Annotated in this window: 11 protein-coding genes and 3 pseudogenes; 11 read left to right on the top strand and 3 right to left on the bottom strand. The window is 70.0% G+C overall.

Annotated features, from left to right (window positions below):
* Positions 1-183 precede the first annotated feature (183 nt).
* From HV824_RS03595 to HV824_RS03585, 3 genes and pseudogenes are all read left to right on the top strand, one after another.
* A pseudogene (locus tag HV824_RS03595) lies at positions 184-1,948 on the top strand (nitrous oxide reductase family maturation protein NosD).
* A gap of 18 nt (positions 1,949-1,966) precedes the next feature.
* Positions 1,967-3,985: pseudogene (locus HV824_RS03590) on the top strand (PAS domain S-box protein).
* A complete protein-coding gene (locus tag HV824_RS03585; RefSeq protein WP_217917064.1) occupies positions 3,975-5,891 on the top strand; it encodes an ATP-binding protein in 1,917 nt (638 codons plus the stop codon). Before HV824_RS03590 ends, HV824_RS03585 begins: the two are co-directional and overlap by 11 nt.
* Positions 5,892-5,899: 8 nt before the next feature.
* Here the strand turns inward: HV824_RS03585 and HV824_RS03580 are convergent.
* Together HV824_RS03580 and HV824_RS03575 are read right to left on the bottom strand one after the other, a co-directional pair.
* Positions 5,900-6,856: pseudogene (locus HV824_RS03580) on the bottom strand (bifunctional methionine sulfoxide reductase B/A protein); the annotation flags it as partial.
* Between the two features lie 208 nt (positions 6,857-7,064).
* On the bottom strand, positions 7,065-7,952 hold the full coding sequence (locus HV824_RS03575; RefSeq protein WP_176415827.1) for a general secretion pathway protein GspE: 888 nt from the start codon (positions 7,950-7,952) through the stop codon (positions 7,065-7,067).
* Between the two features lie 329 nt (positions 7,953-8,281).
* Here HV824_RS03575 and HV824_RS03570 point away from each other — a divergent pair, with 329 nt between their 5' ends.
* The 7 genes from HV824_RS03570 to HV824_RS03540 all read left to right on the top strand — a co-directional run bounded on the left by HV824_RS03570 (position 8,282) and on the right by HV824_RS03540 (position 14,055).
* A complete protein-coding gene (locus HV824_RS03570) occupies positions 8,282-9,019 on the top strand; it encodes a MotA/TolQ/ExbB proton channel family protein (RefSeq protein WP_140795753.1) in 738 nt (245 codons plus the stop codon).
* Positions 9,020-9,141: 122 nt separating this feature from the next.
* Positions 9,142-9,630, top strand: coding sequence for a biopolymer transporter ExbD (locus tag HV824_RS03565; protein WP_140795752.1), 489 nt, complete (start codon positions 9,142-9,144; stop codon positions 9,628-9,630).
* A gap of 25 nt (positions 9,631-9,655) precedes the next feature.
* Entirely contained in the window at positions 9,656-10,240 is a 585-nt protein-coding gene (locus HV824_RS03560) for a biopolymer transporter ExbD (RefSeq protein ID WP_163783763.1), read from the top strand.
* Between the two features lie 87 nt (positions 10,241-10,327).
* Entirely contained in the window at positions 10,328-10,987 is a 660-nt protein-coding gene (locus HV824_RS03555; protein ID WP_176422658.1) for an HAD family hydrolase, read from the top strand.
* A 15-nt stretch (positions 10,988-11,002) separates the two neighbouring features.
* Entirely contained in the window at positions 11,003-11,590 is a 588-nt protein-coding gene (locus HV824_RS03550) for a putative glycolipid-binding domain-containing protein (RefSeq protein WP_176415825.1), read from the top strand.
* 177 nt (positions 11,591-11,767) lie between these two features.
* The gene (locus HV824_RS03545; RefSeq protein WP_368738014.1) at positions 11,768-12,943 is read left to right on the top strand and encodes a tetratricopeptide repeat protein; all 1,176 of its coding nucleotides are present in this window, start codon (positions 11,768-11,770) and stop codon (positions 12,941-12,943) included.
* Positions 12,940-14,055 carry a HupE/UreJ family protein gene (locus HV824_RS03540; protein ID WP_176422656.1) on the top strand — a complete coding sequence of 372 codons (1,116 nt, stop codon included), beginning with the start codon at positions 12,940-12,942 and terminating at the stop codon, positions 14,053-14,055. Before HV824_RS03545 ends, HV824_RS03540 begins: the two co-directional genes overlap by 4 nt.
* A 12-nt stretch (positions 14,056-14,067) precedes the next feature.
* Here HV824_RS03540 and HV824_RS03535 read toward each other — a convergent pair whose 3' ends face one another.
* Complete coding sequence (locus tag HV824_RS03535; RefSeq protein WP_176415822.1) at positions 14,068-14,343, bottom strand: hypothetical protein; 276 nt, start codon at positions 14,341-14,343, stop codon at positions 14,068-14,070.
* A gap of 182 nt (positions 14,344-14,525) precedes the next feature.
* Here HV824_RS03535 and HV824_RS03530 point away from each other — a divergent pair.
* The coding region (locus HV824_RS03530; RefSeq protein ID WP_255207733.1) for an MASE1 domain-containing protein at positions 14,526-14,840 on the top strand (315 nt) is incomplete at its 3' end.

Below are 14,840 nucleotides of genomic sequence, written 5' to 3'. Positions count from 1 at the left end.
GGGGGACGCCCGGCGCGACCCTTCGCTCCGCGTGAAAAATCTCCGGGAATATTCCCGCGCGCGTTGCACACATCACACTTCAGCACCCCGCGAAGGCCCACCTGTCGGTGAAGCGGAGCATCCGTCCCAACCCCGCGAAACCACGTTCCCTGTCTCCTCCCTCTACGTCCCGGCAGGCAGGGGTTGCCGCGCTCGGAGGGAATGAACAGCGCGGGGCTCGGAATTGGCGGCCGTCCTCGCGAGCGCCTCCCGCGCCGCGACCCACACCAGGAGTCCGCCAGGATGCGCAACCGCTCGCCGTGGTCCACGGCTCTCTGCTCCGCTGTCCGTGTTGGCCTGCAATGGGAAGGCGGAGCTCACCCAGGAAGGTGGCTCACCTCCGGGCTCCAGCGAGACGCCGTCCACGGGCAACCCCTCCGTTCCCGGCACACCGCCCTCCCACGACGATGACGACACGAACAACCCGGGGCCGTCGGAGCCTCCGCCCGTCATCATCGACATCCCGCCCCCCTTCCCGAATCCGGAGCCGCCGCCTCCCGAGCCGGAGCCTGAGCCCCAACCGGAGCCCGAGCCTCCGCCTCAGTACTCGCGCATCCTCTGGGTGGCGCCCAACGGCAGTGACAGCGCCTCCGCCACGGAGACGGCGCCGCTGCGCACGGTGACGCGCGCGCTGGAGTTGGTGCGGCCGGGCGAGGCCATCTACCTGAAGACGGGCACCTACTCCGAGCGCCTCAAGCTGGAGGAGAAGGGCGGCTCCGCGTCCCACCTGCTCACGCTGCGGGCCGCGCCGGGCGCGAAGCCGGTGCTGAAGCCGTCCGGCAGCGGCTCCTCCATGGTGGACGTGCGCGGTGCGTACTGGAGCCTCGAGGGGCTCACCCTCGACGCTGCGGGCCATGCCTCCTTCGCGGTGATGTTCCGCGGCGCGGGGGCCCACCACGGCGTGCTGCGCGGCTCCACGCTGAAGAACGGCACCGCGGGCGCGGGCGTCAACGTGTGCGAGAAGGCCAGCGACGTCCTCATCGAGGGCAACACCATCTCCCACTTCAACCGCAACGGGGACGACAGCCACGGCGTCATCGTCCAGACGACGGCGCGCAACGTGGTGGTGCGTGGCAACGACATCCACCACAACTCCGGGGACGCGGTGCAGTGCATCGGCCCCGAGGGCGGCGCCACCATCTCCGGCACGCCCTTCGACAACCTGCTGGTGGAGGACAACGAGCTGCACGAGAACCGGGAGAACGGCGTCGACGTGAAGACGTGCACCCGCGTCACGCTGCGCGGCAACATCATCTGGGGCCACAAGATGTCGTCCACCTCGCGCGGCGAGGGCGTGGTGGTGCACCTGTCCGCGAGGGACGTCACCCTGGAGGACAACGTCTTCTACAACAACGGCCGCGCCATCAGCATCGGCGGGGTGCGCCAGGGCGCGCCGCCCACCAACGTCGTCATCCGCCGCAACCTGGTGCGGGACGGCCTGGGCGGCGCGGAGGAAGGCAGCGGCATCCGCGTGGACACGTCCTCGAACGTGAAGGTGCACCACAACACCCTCTGGAACATGCCCGGGCCGTGCCTCACCTTCGGCCAGGGGGACACCGGGGCCAGCGCCAGCCTGGATGTGCGCAACAACGTCTTCTCCGGCTGCGGGGTGGCGGTGCGCGGCGGCCCCGGGCGCTCGGGGGCGGTGGTGGACGCCAACCTCTACTTCCGCACCGCGGGCGCGGCCGTCTACCGCCTCAACGGCGTGGACATGGGCTTCTCGCAGTGGCGCTCGCAGAGCGGGCTGGACGGCCGCTCCCAGGAGAAGGCCCCTGGCTTCGTCAACATCGACACCGGGGACTTCCGCCTGGGGTCGGGTTCGCCCGCCCTCAACGCGGGGCTGTCGCTAGGGCTGACCTGGTGCGGGCCAGGCCCGGACCAGGGCGCCTTCGAGTCGGACTGCCCCTGAGCCATCAGGGCGTGTAGAGTGGGGGCCCCTTCTGCCCTGGACCCCACTCCCCACGTGCCGTCCTCGCTGGAACTCGTATCAGGCATCTCGCTGGTGCCCTCGGACTCACCCGCGCGGGACCTGCTCGCCGCGGCCGCCGCGCGTGCGGGTCTCCGCATGGTGGACGGCCTCGAAGAGGCCTCCCTGGCGCTGGTGGACCTCACCGCGCCGGGAGGGCTCGCCGCGGGGCAGGCCCTGCTGGACGCCGCCCTCGCCGCCCACCTCACGTTGGTGGTGCTGGTGGCGCCGGGCGAAGGCCACTTCGCCACGGCGCAGTCCCTCAAGCCCGCGGACGTCCTCACCGCGCCGGTGGCCATGCACGAGCTGGCCTGACGGCTCCAGTGCGCCGCCGAGCGCCACGTGGAGCGCGAGGAGCAGGCGCGCAGCCAGGAGGACCTGGCGCTCCTGTTGGAGCTGACGGCGGACTACGCGGAGACGTCCGACGTGGAGGTGCTGCTCCACGGCGTCACCCGGCGGCTGGCGGAGAAGCTGGACATCGCGCGCGCCACGCTGGTGATGCTGGGGCGCAGCGCGGAGGAGGGCGTCATCGTCGCCGCCAGTGATGACCCCGCGCTCAAGGACCTGCGCATCGACCTGTCGCGCTACCCTGAGATTCGCGAGGTGATGCGAACGGGCAAGCCGGTGGTGATGCAGGAGGCCTCCACCCACCCGCTGCTGGGGGACGTGGAGCGGCGCGCGGTGGCCGCCCGAGGCATCCACGCCATCGCCGCGTTGCCGCTGCCCATCCGCGGGCAGGTGCGCGGCGTGCTGCTGCTGCGCGCGGCGGGACGGCGGCGCACCTTCACGCCTCGGGAAATCGACTTCCTCACTACCGTGGCGCACGCCACCGCGGTGGCCCTGCGCAACGCGTCCGTGCTCCAGTCGGTGCGCGGGCAGACGGAGGCGGAGAAGACGGCCCGCCTGGCCGCGGAGGAGCAGGCGGCCTCGTTCAAGCCGTACCAGCTCTTCTTCGCGCACGTCAGCGAAGGCGTGGCCATCCTCGACGACAAGGCCTGCGTGCTGTCGCTGAATCCGTCCGGCGCGGCCATGCTGGACGTGGACGCCGCCGACGTGCGGGGCCGCCACCTGCACCAGGTGACTCAGCCGGTGGATGAAAACGTGCTGATGGAGCTGGTGACCACCGCCGCGCGTGGCGAGGCCCGCTCCGGCACGGACGTGGAGGTGCGCACGCGCACGGGCCGCCGCCTGACGCTGTCCATGTCCGCCGCGCCGCTGCGCGACGAGGAGGCGGCCACCATCCTCTCCTTCCGCGACGTCACGGACGCGCGGAGGCTGGAGGACGAGCTGCTCCAGACGAAGGACTTCCTGGAGCGGCTCATCGACTCGTCGGTGGACGGCATCATCGCGGCCGACCTCAAGGGGCGCATCATCCTCTTCAACAAGGGCGCGGAGGCGCTGTGCGGCTACACCGCGCAGGAGGCCCTGGGGGGCGGCTTCTCCGTCCACCAGCTCTATCCGCCGGGCGTGGCGAAGCGGGTGATGGCCATGATTCGGGCGCCCGAGCACGGCGGCAAGGGCCGGCTGTCCCTCATCCGGGAGGAGCTGATGCACCGCTCCGGTGAGCGGGTGCCGGTGAACATGACGGCCTCCATCGTCTACGAAGGGGGCCGCGAGGTGTTCAGCGTGGGCATCTTCACGGACATGCGCGCGCGCATGCAGCTGGAGCGCAAGCTGTCCGACGTGGAGACGCGGCTGGAGGAGAGCGAGAAGAGCGCGGTCATCGTCGCGCTCGCCGGCACCGCCGCGCACGAGCTGAACCAGCCGCTCACCTCGGTGATGGGCTATGCCGAGCTGCTGAAGCGGAAGCTGAAGGAAGACGACTTCGCCTGGAAGCCGGTGGACATCATCTACCGCGAGGCGGAGCGCATGGCGGAAATCGTCCGGAAGATTGGCAAGATTACCCGCTACGAGACGAAGTCCTACATGGGGGCGCAACAGATTCTCGACCTGGACAAGGCCACCTCCCATGAAGACTGAGCCCCGCGCCGTGCGCATCGCCGGCGGCCCTGCCCCCGAGTCCTTCCAGGCCCTGTTCGAGGCGCTCGATGCCCCCGCGGCCCTGTGTGACCCGGCCCTGCGGCTGGTGGCCGTCAACGCCGCCTTCCGCCGCTTCTGCGCCGAACAGCACGCGTCCGTGGAAGGGGTGGCGCACACCCTAGCCGGCGCCAGCGTGCCGGCGGATGGCGCCAGCTGCGACGTGGAGCTGCTGCCCGACCTGCCCGGCGTGGTGCTGACGCTGTCCCGCCGGGGCGACGTGGTGGCCGTCCGCGCGCGCAATGAGCCGGAGCTGTCACGCAACCGGCTGGTGGTGGCGGAGCGGGCCCTGCTGGAGCAGGCGCGCACCGAAGGCGTGCTGCTGGATTTGGGCCGCAGCGTGGCCGAGGCCGGCGGCGAGGAGGAGCTGGTCGCCGCGGTGGCGCGCGGCGTGAAGGAGCTGTTCCCCGGGCGCTCGTTCTGCATCCGCATCACCGACTCGCGGACGGGCGGCCTCACGTCGCTCTACGCGGAGGGGCGACTGAAGGAAGGCGCGCACGAGCCGCTGGTGCTGATGGCGCGCGCGGTGGACAAGACGAGCCTGGACCGCGCGTCCCTGCCCGTGGACCGCGTGGTGGTGCTGGGCGAAGTCCCGCTGCTGTTCCAGGACAGCACCCATGGCGTGAGCGCGCCGCTGGTGGCCAGCGGGCAGCTCTTCGGCGCCATCAACATGGAGTACCCGGCGGACTTCGTCTCCGACGTGCCGCACGACGAGCGCGTGCTGCTCCAGCTCGCCAACCAGGTGGCGGTGGCGGTGAAGAACGCGAAGCTCATCGACGAGCTGACGTTCGTCCGCAAGTACCTGGAGGACCTGCTGGAGAAGGCCAACGCCCTCATCCTGGTGGCGAACCGGGACAAGCAGGTCGTCGTCTTCAACCAGGCGCTCAGCGCGCTCACCGGCTTCGGCAAGGAAGAGGTGCTGGGCCGCGACTTCTTCTCACTCATCCCGGAGAGCGAGCACCTGCGGCTCAACCAGCTCATCGCCGCGGCCATTCGCGGCGAGCCGGTGAACAGCTTCGAGACGCAGCTGCTGACGAGCAGCGGCGCGGAGGTGCGCGTCTCCTTCGCGACCTCCTCCAAGCTCTCCCAGCACGGGGAGGTGGAGGGCGTCATCGCCATCGGTCAGGACATCACGGTGGTGAAGGAGCTGGAGAAGCGCATCATCCACGCGGAGAAGCTGGCCTCCATCGGGCAGCTCGCCGCCAGCGTGGTGCACGAAATCAACAACCCGATGACGGCGGTGGCCACGTACGCGGACGCGCTGCTCCAGCGCTCGCGCATGACGCCGGGGGCCAACCCGGCGGACCAGGAGAAGCTGCGCAAAATCCTGGAGAGCAGCCACCGCATCCTCCGCTTCACGCGAGATCTGGTCAGCTACGCGCGCCCGGCGCAGGACCGGCCGGAGCGGGTGCAGCTCAACGCCGTCGTGGACATGGCGGTGGGCTTCTGCGAGCACGTGGTGGCCCAGGCGCGCGTCAGCATCCAGCGCGAGTACACCGAGCTGCCGCCCCTGTCCGCCGTGCGCGCCAACCTGGTGCAGGTGTTCGTCAACCTCATCACCAACGCGTGCCACGCGATGCCGCCGGGCGGCTCCGTCATCCTGGCCACGGGCCGTGACGGGCAGGACGCGGTGGTGAAGGTGCGCGACACGGGCACGGGCATCGAACCCAAGCACCTGCAGCGCATCTTCGAGCCCTTCTTCACCACCAAGCCGGAAGGGAGGGGCACCGGCCTGGGCCTCTCCATCTGCCAGGGCATCGTGGAGAATCACGGTGGCCGGCTGACGGTGGAGAGCACCCTGGGCGAAGGCACGACCTTCATCGTCCGCCTGCCGCTGCAGCAGGCCTGAGGCCGCGCTCAGTCCCGCAGGTAGTGGCAGGTGTAGCCGCCCGGGTTCTTCACCAGGTAGTCCTGGTGATAATCCTCGGCGGGGGTGAACGCGCTGGCGGGCACAAGCTGCGTGACGACGGGCCGGGGCCACTTCCTGGAGGCCTCCACCCGTGCCTTCACTTGCTCGGCCACGCGCTTCTGGGCGTCGGACAGATAGAAGATGGCGGAGCGGTACTGCGTGCCCACGTCATTGCCCTGACGGTTGAGCGTCGTCGGGTCGTGCATGCGGAAGAACCACTGCTCCAGCAGCGTCTCGTACGTGAGCCGGGTGGGGTCGAACACGACGCGCACGGCTTCGGCGTGGCCCGTCTTGCCCGAGCTCACGTCGCGATACGTGGGCTTGCGAAAGGCGCTGGAGCCGCCCGTGTAGCCCACCTCCGTCTGGACGACGCCGGGAACCTCGCGCAGCAGGTCCTCCATGCCCCAGAAGCACCCGCCCGCCAGCAGCGCCGTCTCCGTGAAGGGCGAGGACTCCTGGCGCTTGGTGGCGGCCGGGACGGGGCGGCCGAAGAGCGGCAGCCAGGCGCCATAGCCCTCCTTCGCCAAGTCATTCACCGCGACGAAGCGCAGGGCCGCGGAGTTGATGCAGTAGCGCGTCTTCGCGGGCGCGGGCCCGTCCCCGAAGACGTGGCCCAGGTGTGAGCCCGCGGCCTTCGAGCGCACCTCCACGCGCTCCATGCCCTGCGTGCTGTCCCGCTTCTCGACGACGCGGGCGCTGTCCACCGGCCTGGTGAAGCTGGGCCAGCCGGTGCCGGAGTCGAACTTGTCGCGCGAGGAGAAGAGGGGCTCGCCGCTCACCACGTCGACGTAGAGCCCCTCTTCGTGATGGTTCCACAGGGGGTTGCGGAAGGCGGGCTCCGTGGCTCCCTGCTGCGTCACCTCGTAGGCGAGCGGGGACAAGGTGCGCCGCACCTCGGCGTCCGAGGGCTTCTCGTAGCGGCGGGCGTCCTGGATGGTGGGGCCTGGCGCGGAGGGCGCGGCCCCGCGGGCCTCGGTGCACGCGGCCAGCACGGCGAGCGTGGCAAGGGCCAGCGGCATGAGCGGGCGGGCCAGGGATGAGGATGGGGTGGGCATGGACGCGGTCTCCGGGCTTTTTGTGGGTACGCGCGAGGCCCCGAAGTGGTTTCCACCCTCACGACTCGCTGCGGGCCTTGTCCTCGTCATCCAGCTCGCGGGTGAACTCCTCGTTCGTGAGCAGGCCCTTGCGCGCCATGATGCGCATCAGCGCCCAGAACTTCCGCTCCAGCTCCTCGACGCGATCCGGGTCTTCTCGCGCCTGTCCGAAGAGGTAGTCCAGGTCGTCCAGCACGCCTGCCGCGTTCTCCACGACGGCCTTGGGCTTCGCGGCGCCGCCCTGTCCGCGCTTCTGCTTGCTCTGCGCCTCGCGGGCGCGAATCAGCTCCGCCAGGGACGTGCGCTGCGTCGCCTCGCCGGGCGGCAGCTCTTCGCCGATGATGACCTCCTCGTCGTCCTCTTCGGACGTCGGCGCCGCGGGGTGTGTCACTGGCGGCGCGGCCTTCGCCGGTTTCGCGGCGGGCTTCGCGGGCGCGGGGCGGCTGGTGGTGGGCGAGGCCACCGGCACCTTGTGGTAGTAGCGGAGGATGGCGCCGCGCACGGTGGACAGCGGCGCCACGCGCGGGCTGACCTTGAGCCCGGTGGTGAACTCAATCTCCTCCACCGCCGTCACGTTGAGCGGATCACTCATCGCCACCACGAGCTGCTTGCGCCCGCCCACGCTCTCCAGCGCGATGGGGAACAGGTCATGCTGTTCACAGAAGCGCGCGCGCAGCATGTGCACCGCCGCCCACTCTGGCGTGGTGGCCGCGAGGTCCACTCGCGGCAGCCCCAGGGCCTGGCTCAGCGCGTCCGCGAGCGTGGCCTCCGTGATCGCACCCTGCGCGATGAGGGTGGCCCCCAGCCGCTGTCCTGATTTCCGGTGAGCCGCGAGCCCCGCTTCGAGCTGGGCGACGCTGATCGCCCGCTGCTCCAACAGGAGCTCGCCAATGCGCTTCCTCGCCATGACTCCGGCCTTAACACGCGCGACGAAACCCAGGAAGCAAGCGCGGTGTCACATCCGGAGGCACTTGGGAATACCCCCCAAAATGCCCGCAATGCTGCTTGGAGTACGAGCTGGCAAGAGGGGGCTGGGCGCAAAATTCCTGTGAGATTTCAGCACTTAACGCCGCTGGGCCTGCCTTGACACCCCAGACGCCCATTCCTAAAGTCGGTACACCGTTTTCAACATCCATTCCTGCCGCCCAACCGGGTGGACCGTCCGCTCGGGGGGACGTCAGGTCTGGAAGGTCCGCTACTAAAGCGGGCCAAAGCTGCCTGTGGAGGCAACACTCGATGAACCTGGCGTCTGTGACGAACCTGACCGTGCTGGCGAATGTCGGCGGCCCTCAGCGGGGCTTCTTCGAAGAAGTCGCCATGCGCTGGGAGGCCGGCCAGTGGGGTATGTACCCCATTGCCGCCTGCCTCATCGTGGCACTCGCCATCATGGTCGAGCGAAGCATCATCCTTTTCGGCAAGGCCTCCATCAACAAGGAGGCCTTCCTGCGTGGCCTGAAGAAGCACATCTACGCGGGTGACCTGGACAAGGCCATCAACTACGTGGCCGGCCAGAAGTCCACGCCGCTGACGAACGTCATCAAGGCCGGTCTGATGAACGTTCCGAAGGGCAACGACGAGGTCCAGGCCGCGCTCGACGAGGCCAGCCTCCGCGAGACGCCGAAGATTGAAGCCCGCACCGGCTACCTCGCCATGCTCGGCAACGCGGCGATGCTCGCCGGTCTGCTCGGGACGGTGTCCGGTCTCATCGCCTGCTTCGAGGCCGTGGCCAACGTGAACCCGGCCGACAAGGCGACGATTCTGGCCAACGGTATCTCCGAAGCCATGAACTGCACCGGCTTCGGGCTGCTCACGGCCATCCCGGCGCTCATCTCCTTCTCCGTGCTGACGGGCCGCACGCAGAGCCTCATCAACGACATCAACGAGACCAGCGTCTCCGTCCTCAACCTCATCGTGGCCAACAAGGACAAGTTCAAGAACCTGAACGTCCCCACGTCGGCCCGCGACGAGGAGTAGGAAGTCCTTCGGGAACCCGGAGTCCGGGCGCGCTGTCCTGTCCCCACGGGTGTGGGGACGCGCGGCGCGCTCCCAGCAGTCTCACCGGCGCTCACTGAGCGCGGCCGAAGGAGAAGAACGCCATGGCCGGCGGAATGGACACAGGTGGAGGTAAAGGCGGCAAGAAGTCGCTCGACACCTCTATCAACCTCACGGCTTTCATCGACCTGATGGCGGTGACCATCAGCTTCCTCATCATGACGGCGGTCTGGACCCAGATTGGCCGGCTCCAGGTTTCGCAGGCGGGTGGCCCCTCCACGGAGGAGGAGCAGCAGCAGGAAGAGCAGACCAAGACGGTCCAGCTCAACCTGCTCATCACGCCCACGGAGCTGCGGCTGACCGCGGACCAGAGCGCCTTCGAGCCGATCCCCCTCACCAAGGATGCGAAGGGCAAGACGGACCTGTCCAAGCTGGTGGCGCGCTTCAAGGAACTGAAGGCGCAGCTGCCGGACCAGTCCGCCATCACCCTGCAGCCTGAAGACAAGGTCCGCTACGAGGACCTGGTCCGTATCATCGACGAGTGCATCGGCTCTGGGCTGCCCCAGGTGTCGGTGTCCGCGGCGATGGGCTAGCCGCTCACGGAGCTCACGACACCTCATGGCCATCCAGGTTCCAGGCAAGCGATACGGCAAGCGGCTCCAGCACTCCAAGGTGTTCGGGCACGGCGTGGCCGCGAAGAAGAGCGGTTACTCCGACCTCCTCATCACCCCGCTGGTCGACATGTTCATCATCATCGTGCTCTTCCTCATCGCGAACTTCTCCGCGACGGGCGAGGTGCTGATGATGACCAAGGACATCGAGCTTCCCGAGGCGGTCAACGTCCAGGAAGTGGAGATGCACCCGGTGGTGATGGTCTCCGGTGACCAGATCAGCGTCTCCGGCACCATCATTGGCCGCGTGGAGGACTTCACCAAGGACGAGTACCTCAACATCCCGTCCCTGGAAGAGAAGCTCCGCGACATGAAGAAGCAGTACGAGGACCTCCACTCCATGGCGCAGGACACGGCCAACACCTTCAAGGGCGACATCAACATCCAGGCCCACAAGGACGTGGAGTACTCCATCATCAAGCGGGTGATGTTCAGCTGCGCCACGGCGGGCTACAACAACATCAACTTCGCGGTGATTACGGCCGGTGGTGGCGACGCGGAGAAGGAAGCCAGCGCCAAGGCCACCCCGTAGCTTCGAGATAATCGGGCCGCTGGCCCAACAGGCGCCCTGGTCCTCGTGGCCAGGGCGTTTTCGTTTTTTGAAGAAGGACTCGTCTTCATGCTGCTTCGTGCCGTCATCTTCGACCTGGATGGAACCCTGGTGGACTCGCTGGGGGACATCGCCGACGCGACGAACCACGCGCTGGCCCACCACGGCCTGCCCACCCACCCGGAGTCCGCCTACCTGCGCTTCGTGGGCAGCGGCGTCCGGGAGTTGATTCGCCGGGCGGTGCCTTCGGGGCAGGACGCGCTCATCGAGCCGGTGCTGGCCACCTACAAGGCCTACTACGACGACCACCTCTTCGACCGCACCGCGCACTACCCGGGCATCCCGGAGCTGCTGACGGCGCTGGCCGCGCAGGGCACGAAGCTGGCGGTGCTCAGCAACAAGTCAGACGACTTCGTGAAGCGACTGGTCACACGCCTGCTGCCGCGGGTGCCCTTCGCGGCCGTGTACGGTGAGCGGCCGGAGCTGCCGCGCAAGCCGGACCCGGCGGCGGCGCTGGCGCTGGCCTCGGAGCTGGGCGTACCGCCCGCGGCCTGCGGCTTCGTGGGGGACACGTCCATCGACATGGACACGGCGCGCGCGGCGGGGATGTACGGCGTGGGCGTGGCCTGGGGCTTCCGCGAGGTGCACGAGCTGCGGGCCCACGGCGCGCGCGCGGTGGCCGCCACCGCGGCGGAGCTGCTGGCGGCGCTGCGGGATGCCAGGCCTTGAACAGGAGGAGGACCCATGAACGCTGATGCCTCGCACCGCCGGCCCCGCGCGCTCGTCTGGCGGCGGTTGCTGTCGCCCGGAAGTGAGTACTTCGAGCTGCGCGCGCGCCCGGAGGGGTGGGAGCTGGCGGGCTCGGTGGTGCTCGTGGACAACGGGCTGCCGCACTTCGTGGAGTACACCATCACCACCAACGCGGCGTGGGAGACCCAGGCGGTCCACGTCCTGCGCAGGAGCGGGGAGGGCGAGGCACGGCTCCAGCTCCGCGTGGACGCGGAGCGGTGCTGGTGGAAGGGCGACGAGGAGGTGGTCCACCTCCGAGGCTGCTCGGACATCGACGTGGCGTGCACGCCCTCGACCAACACCTTGCCCATCCGCCGGATTGGGCTGGACGTGGGGCAGGCGGCGGACGTGCGCGCCGCGTGGCTTCGCATCCCCAGCCTCGCGCTGGAGGTGCTGCCCCAGCGCTACACGCGGCTCACCCAGACGCGCTACCGGTACGAGAGCAACGGCGGCAGCTTCGTCGCCGAGGTGGACGTCGACGCGCACGGGTTGGTGACGAACTATCCCCCTGGCTGGGAGCGCATCGCCGTCGCGGAGGACTGACGCCCGAGGGCGCACTCCAGTCCCGCTTCGCTGTTGAGTGGAGGGCGGCGACCCCGGGCGGTGTGTTGCGCCGGCGACCCATGTCCCCGGACGGCCGCCATTCGAGAAGCCGCTGCGTACAGTGCGGAGCCCATGCGAGCTCCAATGTGCCGCCGCCCTTCCGCCGCGAGACGCGCCGTGGTCCTGGCCACGGCGTGGGTGCTTGGCTGTGGGCGCTCGCCTTCCTCGGGGGAACGCGAGCCCTTCATTCCCCGGGACACCGAGGAGGTGCTGGCGCGCGTGCCGGCCGTGGGGGTGGATGCGCGCGCCCGCGAGCGCGCCGCGCTCCGCGAGGCCCTGGCCGGGCACGCCGGACAACTGGACATGGCGCTGCGATTGGCGCGGTTGGAAATCGAGATGAGCCGCGTGCTGGGCGACCCGCGCTACCTGGGCCGCGCGCAGGCGGCGCTGCGTCCGTGGTGGGACCTGGCCACGCCGCCGCCCGGCGTGCGGTGGGTGCGCGCCACCCTCCACCATGCGCGGCGCGACCTTCGGGCGGCCTTGGAGGACCTGGACGCGGTGGTGAAGGAGGACCCCGGCAATGTCGACGCGTGGCTGCTGCGCGCGGAGGTGCTGGGGATTCAAGGCGCGCATGCCGAGGCGGCCCGCAGCTGCGAGCGGCTCACCGCGCTGACGTCTCCGTTGACGATCGCGGTGTGCGAGGCCCGGGTGCGAAGCCTCGCGGGGCATTCGCGCAAGGCGCACGCGCTCCTGTCGGAGGCGTTGAGGCACAGCGGGCGCAGTCAGGAGACGCGGACGCGCGCACTGGCCATGCTGGCGGAGGCCGCCGCGCTGGCGGGGGACTCCGGCCTGGCGGAGCGCTACTTCCTCCGGGTGCTCTCGCTGGAGCCGAAGGACTCCGCCGCGCGCGCGGCCTTCGCGGACCTGTTGCTGGACGCGGGCCGTGCGCGTGAGGCGGTCGCCGTGGTGATGGACCACACGCAGGATGACCGGTTGCTCCTGCGCCACGTGCTGGCGGAGAACGCGCTCGGCTCTTCTCGCGCGCCCGAAGTCACCCAGGCCTTGTCCCGCCGCTTCCAGGCGAGCCGCCTGCGGGGGGACAACCTCCTCGCGCGCGAGGAGGCCCGCTTCGCGCTCCAGGTGGAGAAGGCGCCGGAGAAGGCGCTCCAACTGGCGCAGGCCGCGTGGGCGTCACGGCGTGAGCCGTGGGATGTGCGGTTGTTGCTCGAAGCCGCGCTGGCCGCGGGCAGGCCGGAGGCGGCCCGGCCCGCGCTGGACTTCCTTCAGGCTTCGGGCTGCGAGGACCCGGGGCTCGTCTACCTGGCCGAGCGCGTGCGGAGTCTGCTGCCATGAGCCGCGTCGCCGCGCTGGCGCTCTTGTGGGTCTCCCTGGCCGCCCAGGCGCACAAGCCGAGCGACAGCTACTTGCACCTGCGTGAGGCGGACGGCCGCGGCATCTCCGGCCGGTGGGACGTGTCGCTCCAGGACCTGGACGACGTGCTCGGGTTGGACGCGGGCGGAGACGGCGCCATCACCTGGGGGGAGGTGCTGGCGCGCGAGGCGGACATCCAGCGCTATGTGCTCGGCCGGCTGGTGCTCGGGGTGCAAGGTGGACCCTGCGCGCTCGTCTCCCGGGACGGGCTGCGCATCCGGCGGCACTCGGACGGGGCCTACGCGGTGCTGGACTTCGACGCGCGCTGCGCTGGCCCCATCGCGCGGCTGGACGTGGACTACACGCTGCTGTTCGACCGCGACCCGCTGCACCGGGGCATCGTGCTCGTGGGCGCGCGTGAGCCGCTCATCTTCTCCGCGTCCCAGCACTTCGCGCGGGTGCGCCTGCGGGACGAGTCTCCCTGGCGCACCGCGGCGCGCATGACGGTGGAGGGGGCGCTGCACGTCGTGACTCGGGCGGACCACCTGCTCTTCCTCTTCGCGCTGCTGCTGCCCTCCGCGCTGCGCCGGGACGCGGACGGGCGCTGGGTGGCCATCGCGGACTTCGGCACGGCGCTGTGGGACGTGGTGAAGGTGGTGTCCGCCTTCACCGTGGCGCACGCGCTGACGTTGGTGGCCGCCACGCTGGGCTGGGCGTCGCTGCCGCCGCGCTTCGTGTCGGCCGCCATCACGCTGGGCATCCTGGTGGCGGCGCTCGACAACGTCCGCCCGCTGGGGCGGGGGACTCGCTGGATGGTGGCCTTCATGCTGGGGCTGCTGCACGGCTTCGGCTTCGCGTCGGTGCTGGCGGGAATGGGGCTGTCCGCGGGGCGCCTCGCGTCCGCGCTGCTGGGCTTCAACCTGGGCGTGGAGCTGGGACAGGTGGCCTTCGTGGCCGCGCTGCTGCCCCTGGCCTTCCTCCTGCGCGAGGCGCCGCTCTACCGCCGCGCCGTCGTGGTGGGCGGCTCGGTGGCCGTCGCGCTGCTGGCGTGCCTTGGGTTGGCGGAGCGCGCCCTGGGCGTGTCGGTTACCTGACACGCGGGCGCGTCACACGACCGTGACCCTGTACTTGTCCTTGTCCTCCGCCCGGTTGTGGGCGGTGACAGCGGCGATGATGTGGCACACCCAGCCCAGGCACCCACCGGTGCCAATCCAGAAGCCTGGGGTGATGATGAGCCAGAACAGGCCCCGGAGCAGGTCCCCGTTGTAGATCTGCCCCACGCCAGGGATGAGAAAAGACAGCAGGGCTGCGATTGCGGGACGCGACATGGTTCGGGTGACCTCCGTGTCTTCCCCTACGGGCGAGTTCCGGAGCCATTGCATTTCGCCTATCGGCTCCTGGACGGTTGCCTTCCAGTCAGCCGGGGGGAAGGTGCAATGGCGACGGTGCCCCGGCTAGCATGGCCCTCATGGATACCTGCCGGGTCGGCGCGCGGGTGTCGGGGGGAAGGGTCATCTTCGGGCTGCTCCGAGCCAGTGCACGTGGAGTTCAAGGCCGGCATCTGATGGAGATGCTGGGCCTGGTCGTCGTGTATCTCCTCGCGGGAGGCCTGGGTCAGAAGGTGGCCACCGTGGGCAACATCAGCCCGGCCTGGCCTCCGGCGGGAGTGTCCCTGGCGGCGCTGGTGGTGCTGGGGGTGTCACGCTGGCCCGGTGTCTTCGTGGGCGCGTCGGTCATGTCCGTCCTGGTGGAGGTGCCTGTCGTGGCGTCGCTCGGCGTGGGCGTGGGCAACACGCTGGCGGCGGTGCTCGGCGTGGGCCTGCTGCGGCGGGTGGGGTTCGACAAGGGGCTGGAGCGGATCCGCGACGTCGTCGCGCTG

The sequence above is a fragment of the Myxococcus sp. AM009 genome (assembly GCF_013372605.1).
GTDB classification, from domain to species: domain Bacteria; phylum Myxococcota; class Myxococcia; order Myxococcales; family Myxococcaceae; genus Myxococcus; species Myxococcus vastator.
The sequence above is the reverse complement of the archived record's forward strand: the minus strand, read 5'-3'. Positions and strand labels throughout refer to the sequence as shown.

What these genes read in the sequence shown, in the direction of transcription:
- HV824_RS03570 (WP_140795753.1), top strand. Translation starts at nt 8,282, where the DNA reads ATGAACCTGGCGTCTGTGACGAACCTGACCGTGCTGGCGAATGTCGGC.
- HV824_RS03585 (WP_217917064.1), top strand. Translation starts at nt 3,975, where the DNA reads ATGAAGACTGAGCCCCGCGCCGTGCGCATCGCCGGCGGCCCTGCCCCC.
- HV824_RS03550 (WP_176415825.1), top strand. Translation starts at nt 11,003, where the DNA reads ATGAACGCTGATGCCTCGCACCGCCGGCCCCGCGCGCTCGTCTGGCGG.
- HV824_RS03565 (WP_140795752.1), top strand. Translation starts at nt 9,142, where the DNA reads ATGGCCGGCGGAATGGACACAGGTGGAGGTAAAGGCGGCAAGAAGTCG.
- HV824_RS03560 (WP_163783763.1), top strand. Translation starts at nt 9,656, where the DNA reads ATGGCCATCCAGGTTCCAGGCAAGCGATACGGCAAGCGGCTCCAGCAC.
- HV824_RS03540 (WP_176422656.1), top strand. Translation starts at nt 12,940, where the DNA reads ATGAGCCGCGTCGCCGCGCTGGCGCTCTTGTGGGTCTCCCTGGCCGCC.
- HV824_RS03575 (WP_176415827.1), bottom strand. Translation starts at nt 7,952, where the DNA reads ATGGCGAGGAAGCGCATTGGCGAGCTCCTGTTGGAGCAGCGGGCGATC.
- HV824_RS03555 (WP_176422658.1), top strand. Translation starts at nt 10,328, where the DNA reads ATGCTGCTTCGTGCCGTCATCTTCGACCTGGATGGAACCCTGGTGGAC.
- HV824_RS03535 (WP_176415822.1), bottom strand. Translation starts at nt 14,343, where the DNA reads ATGCAATGGCTCCGGAACTCGCCCGTAGGGGAAGACACGGAGGTCACC.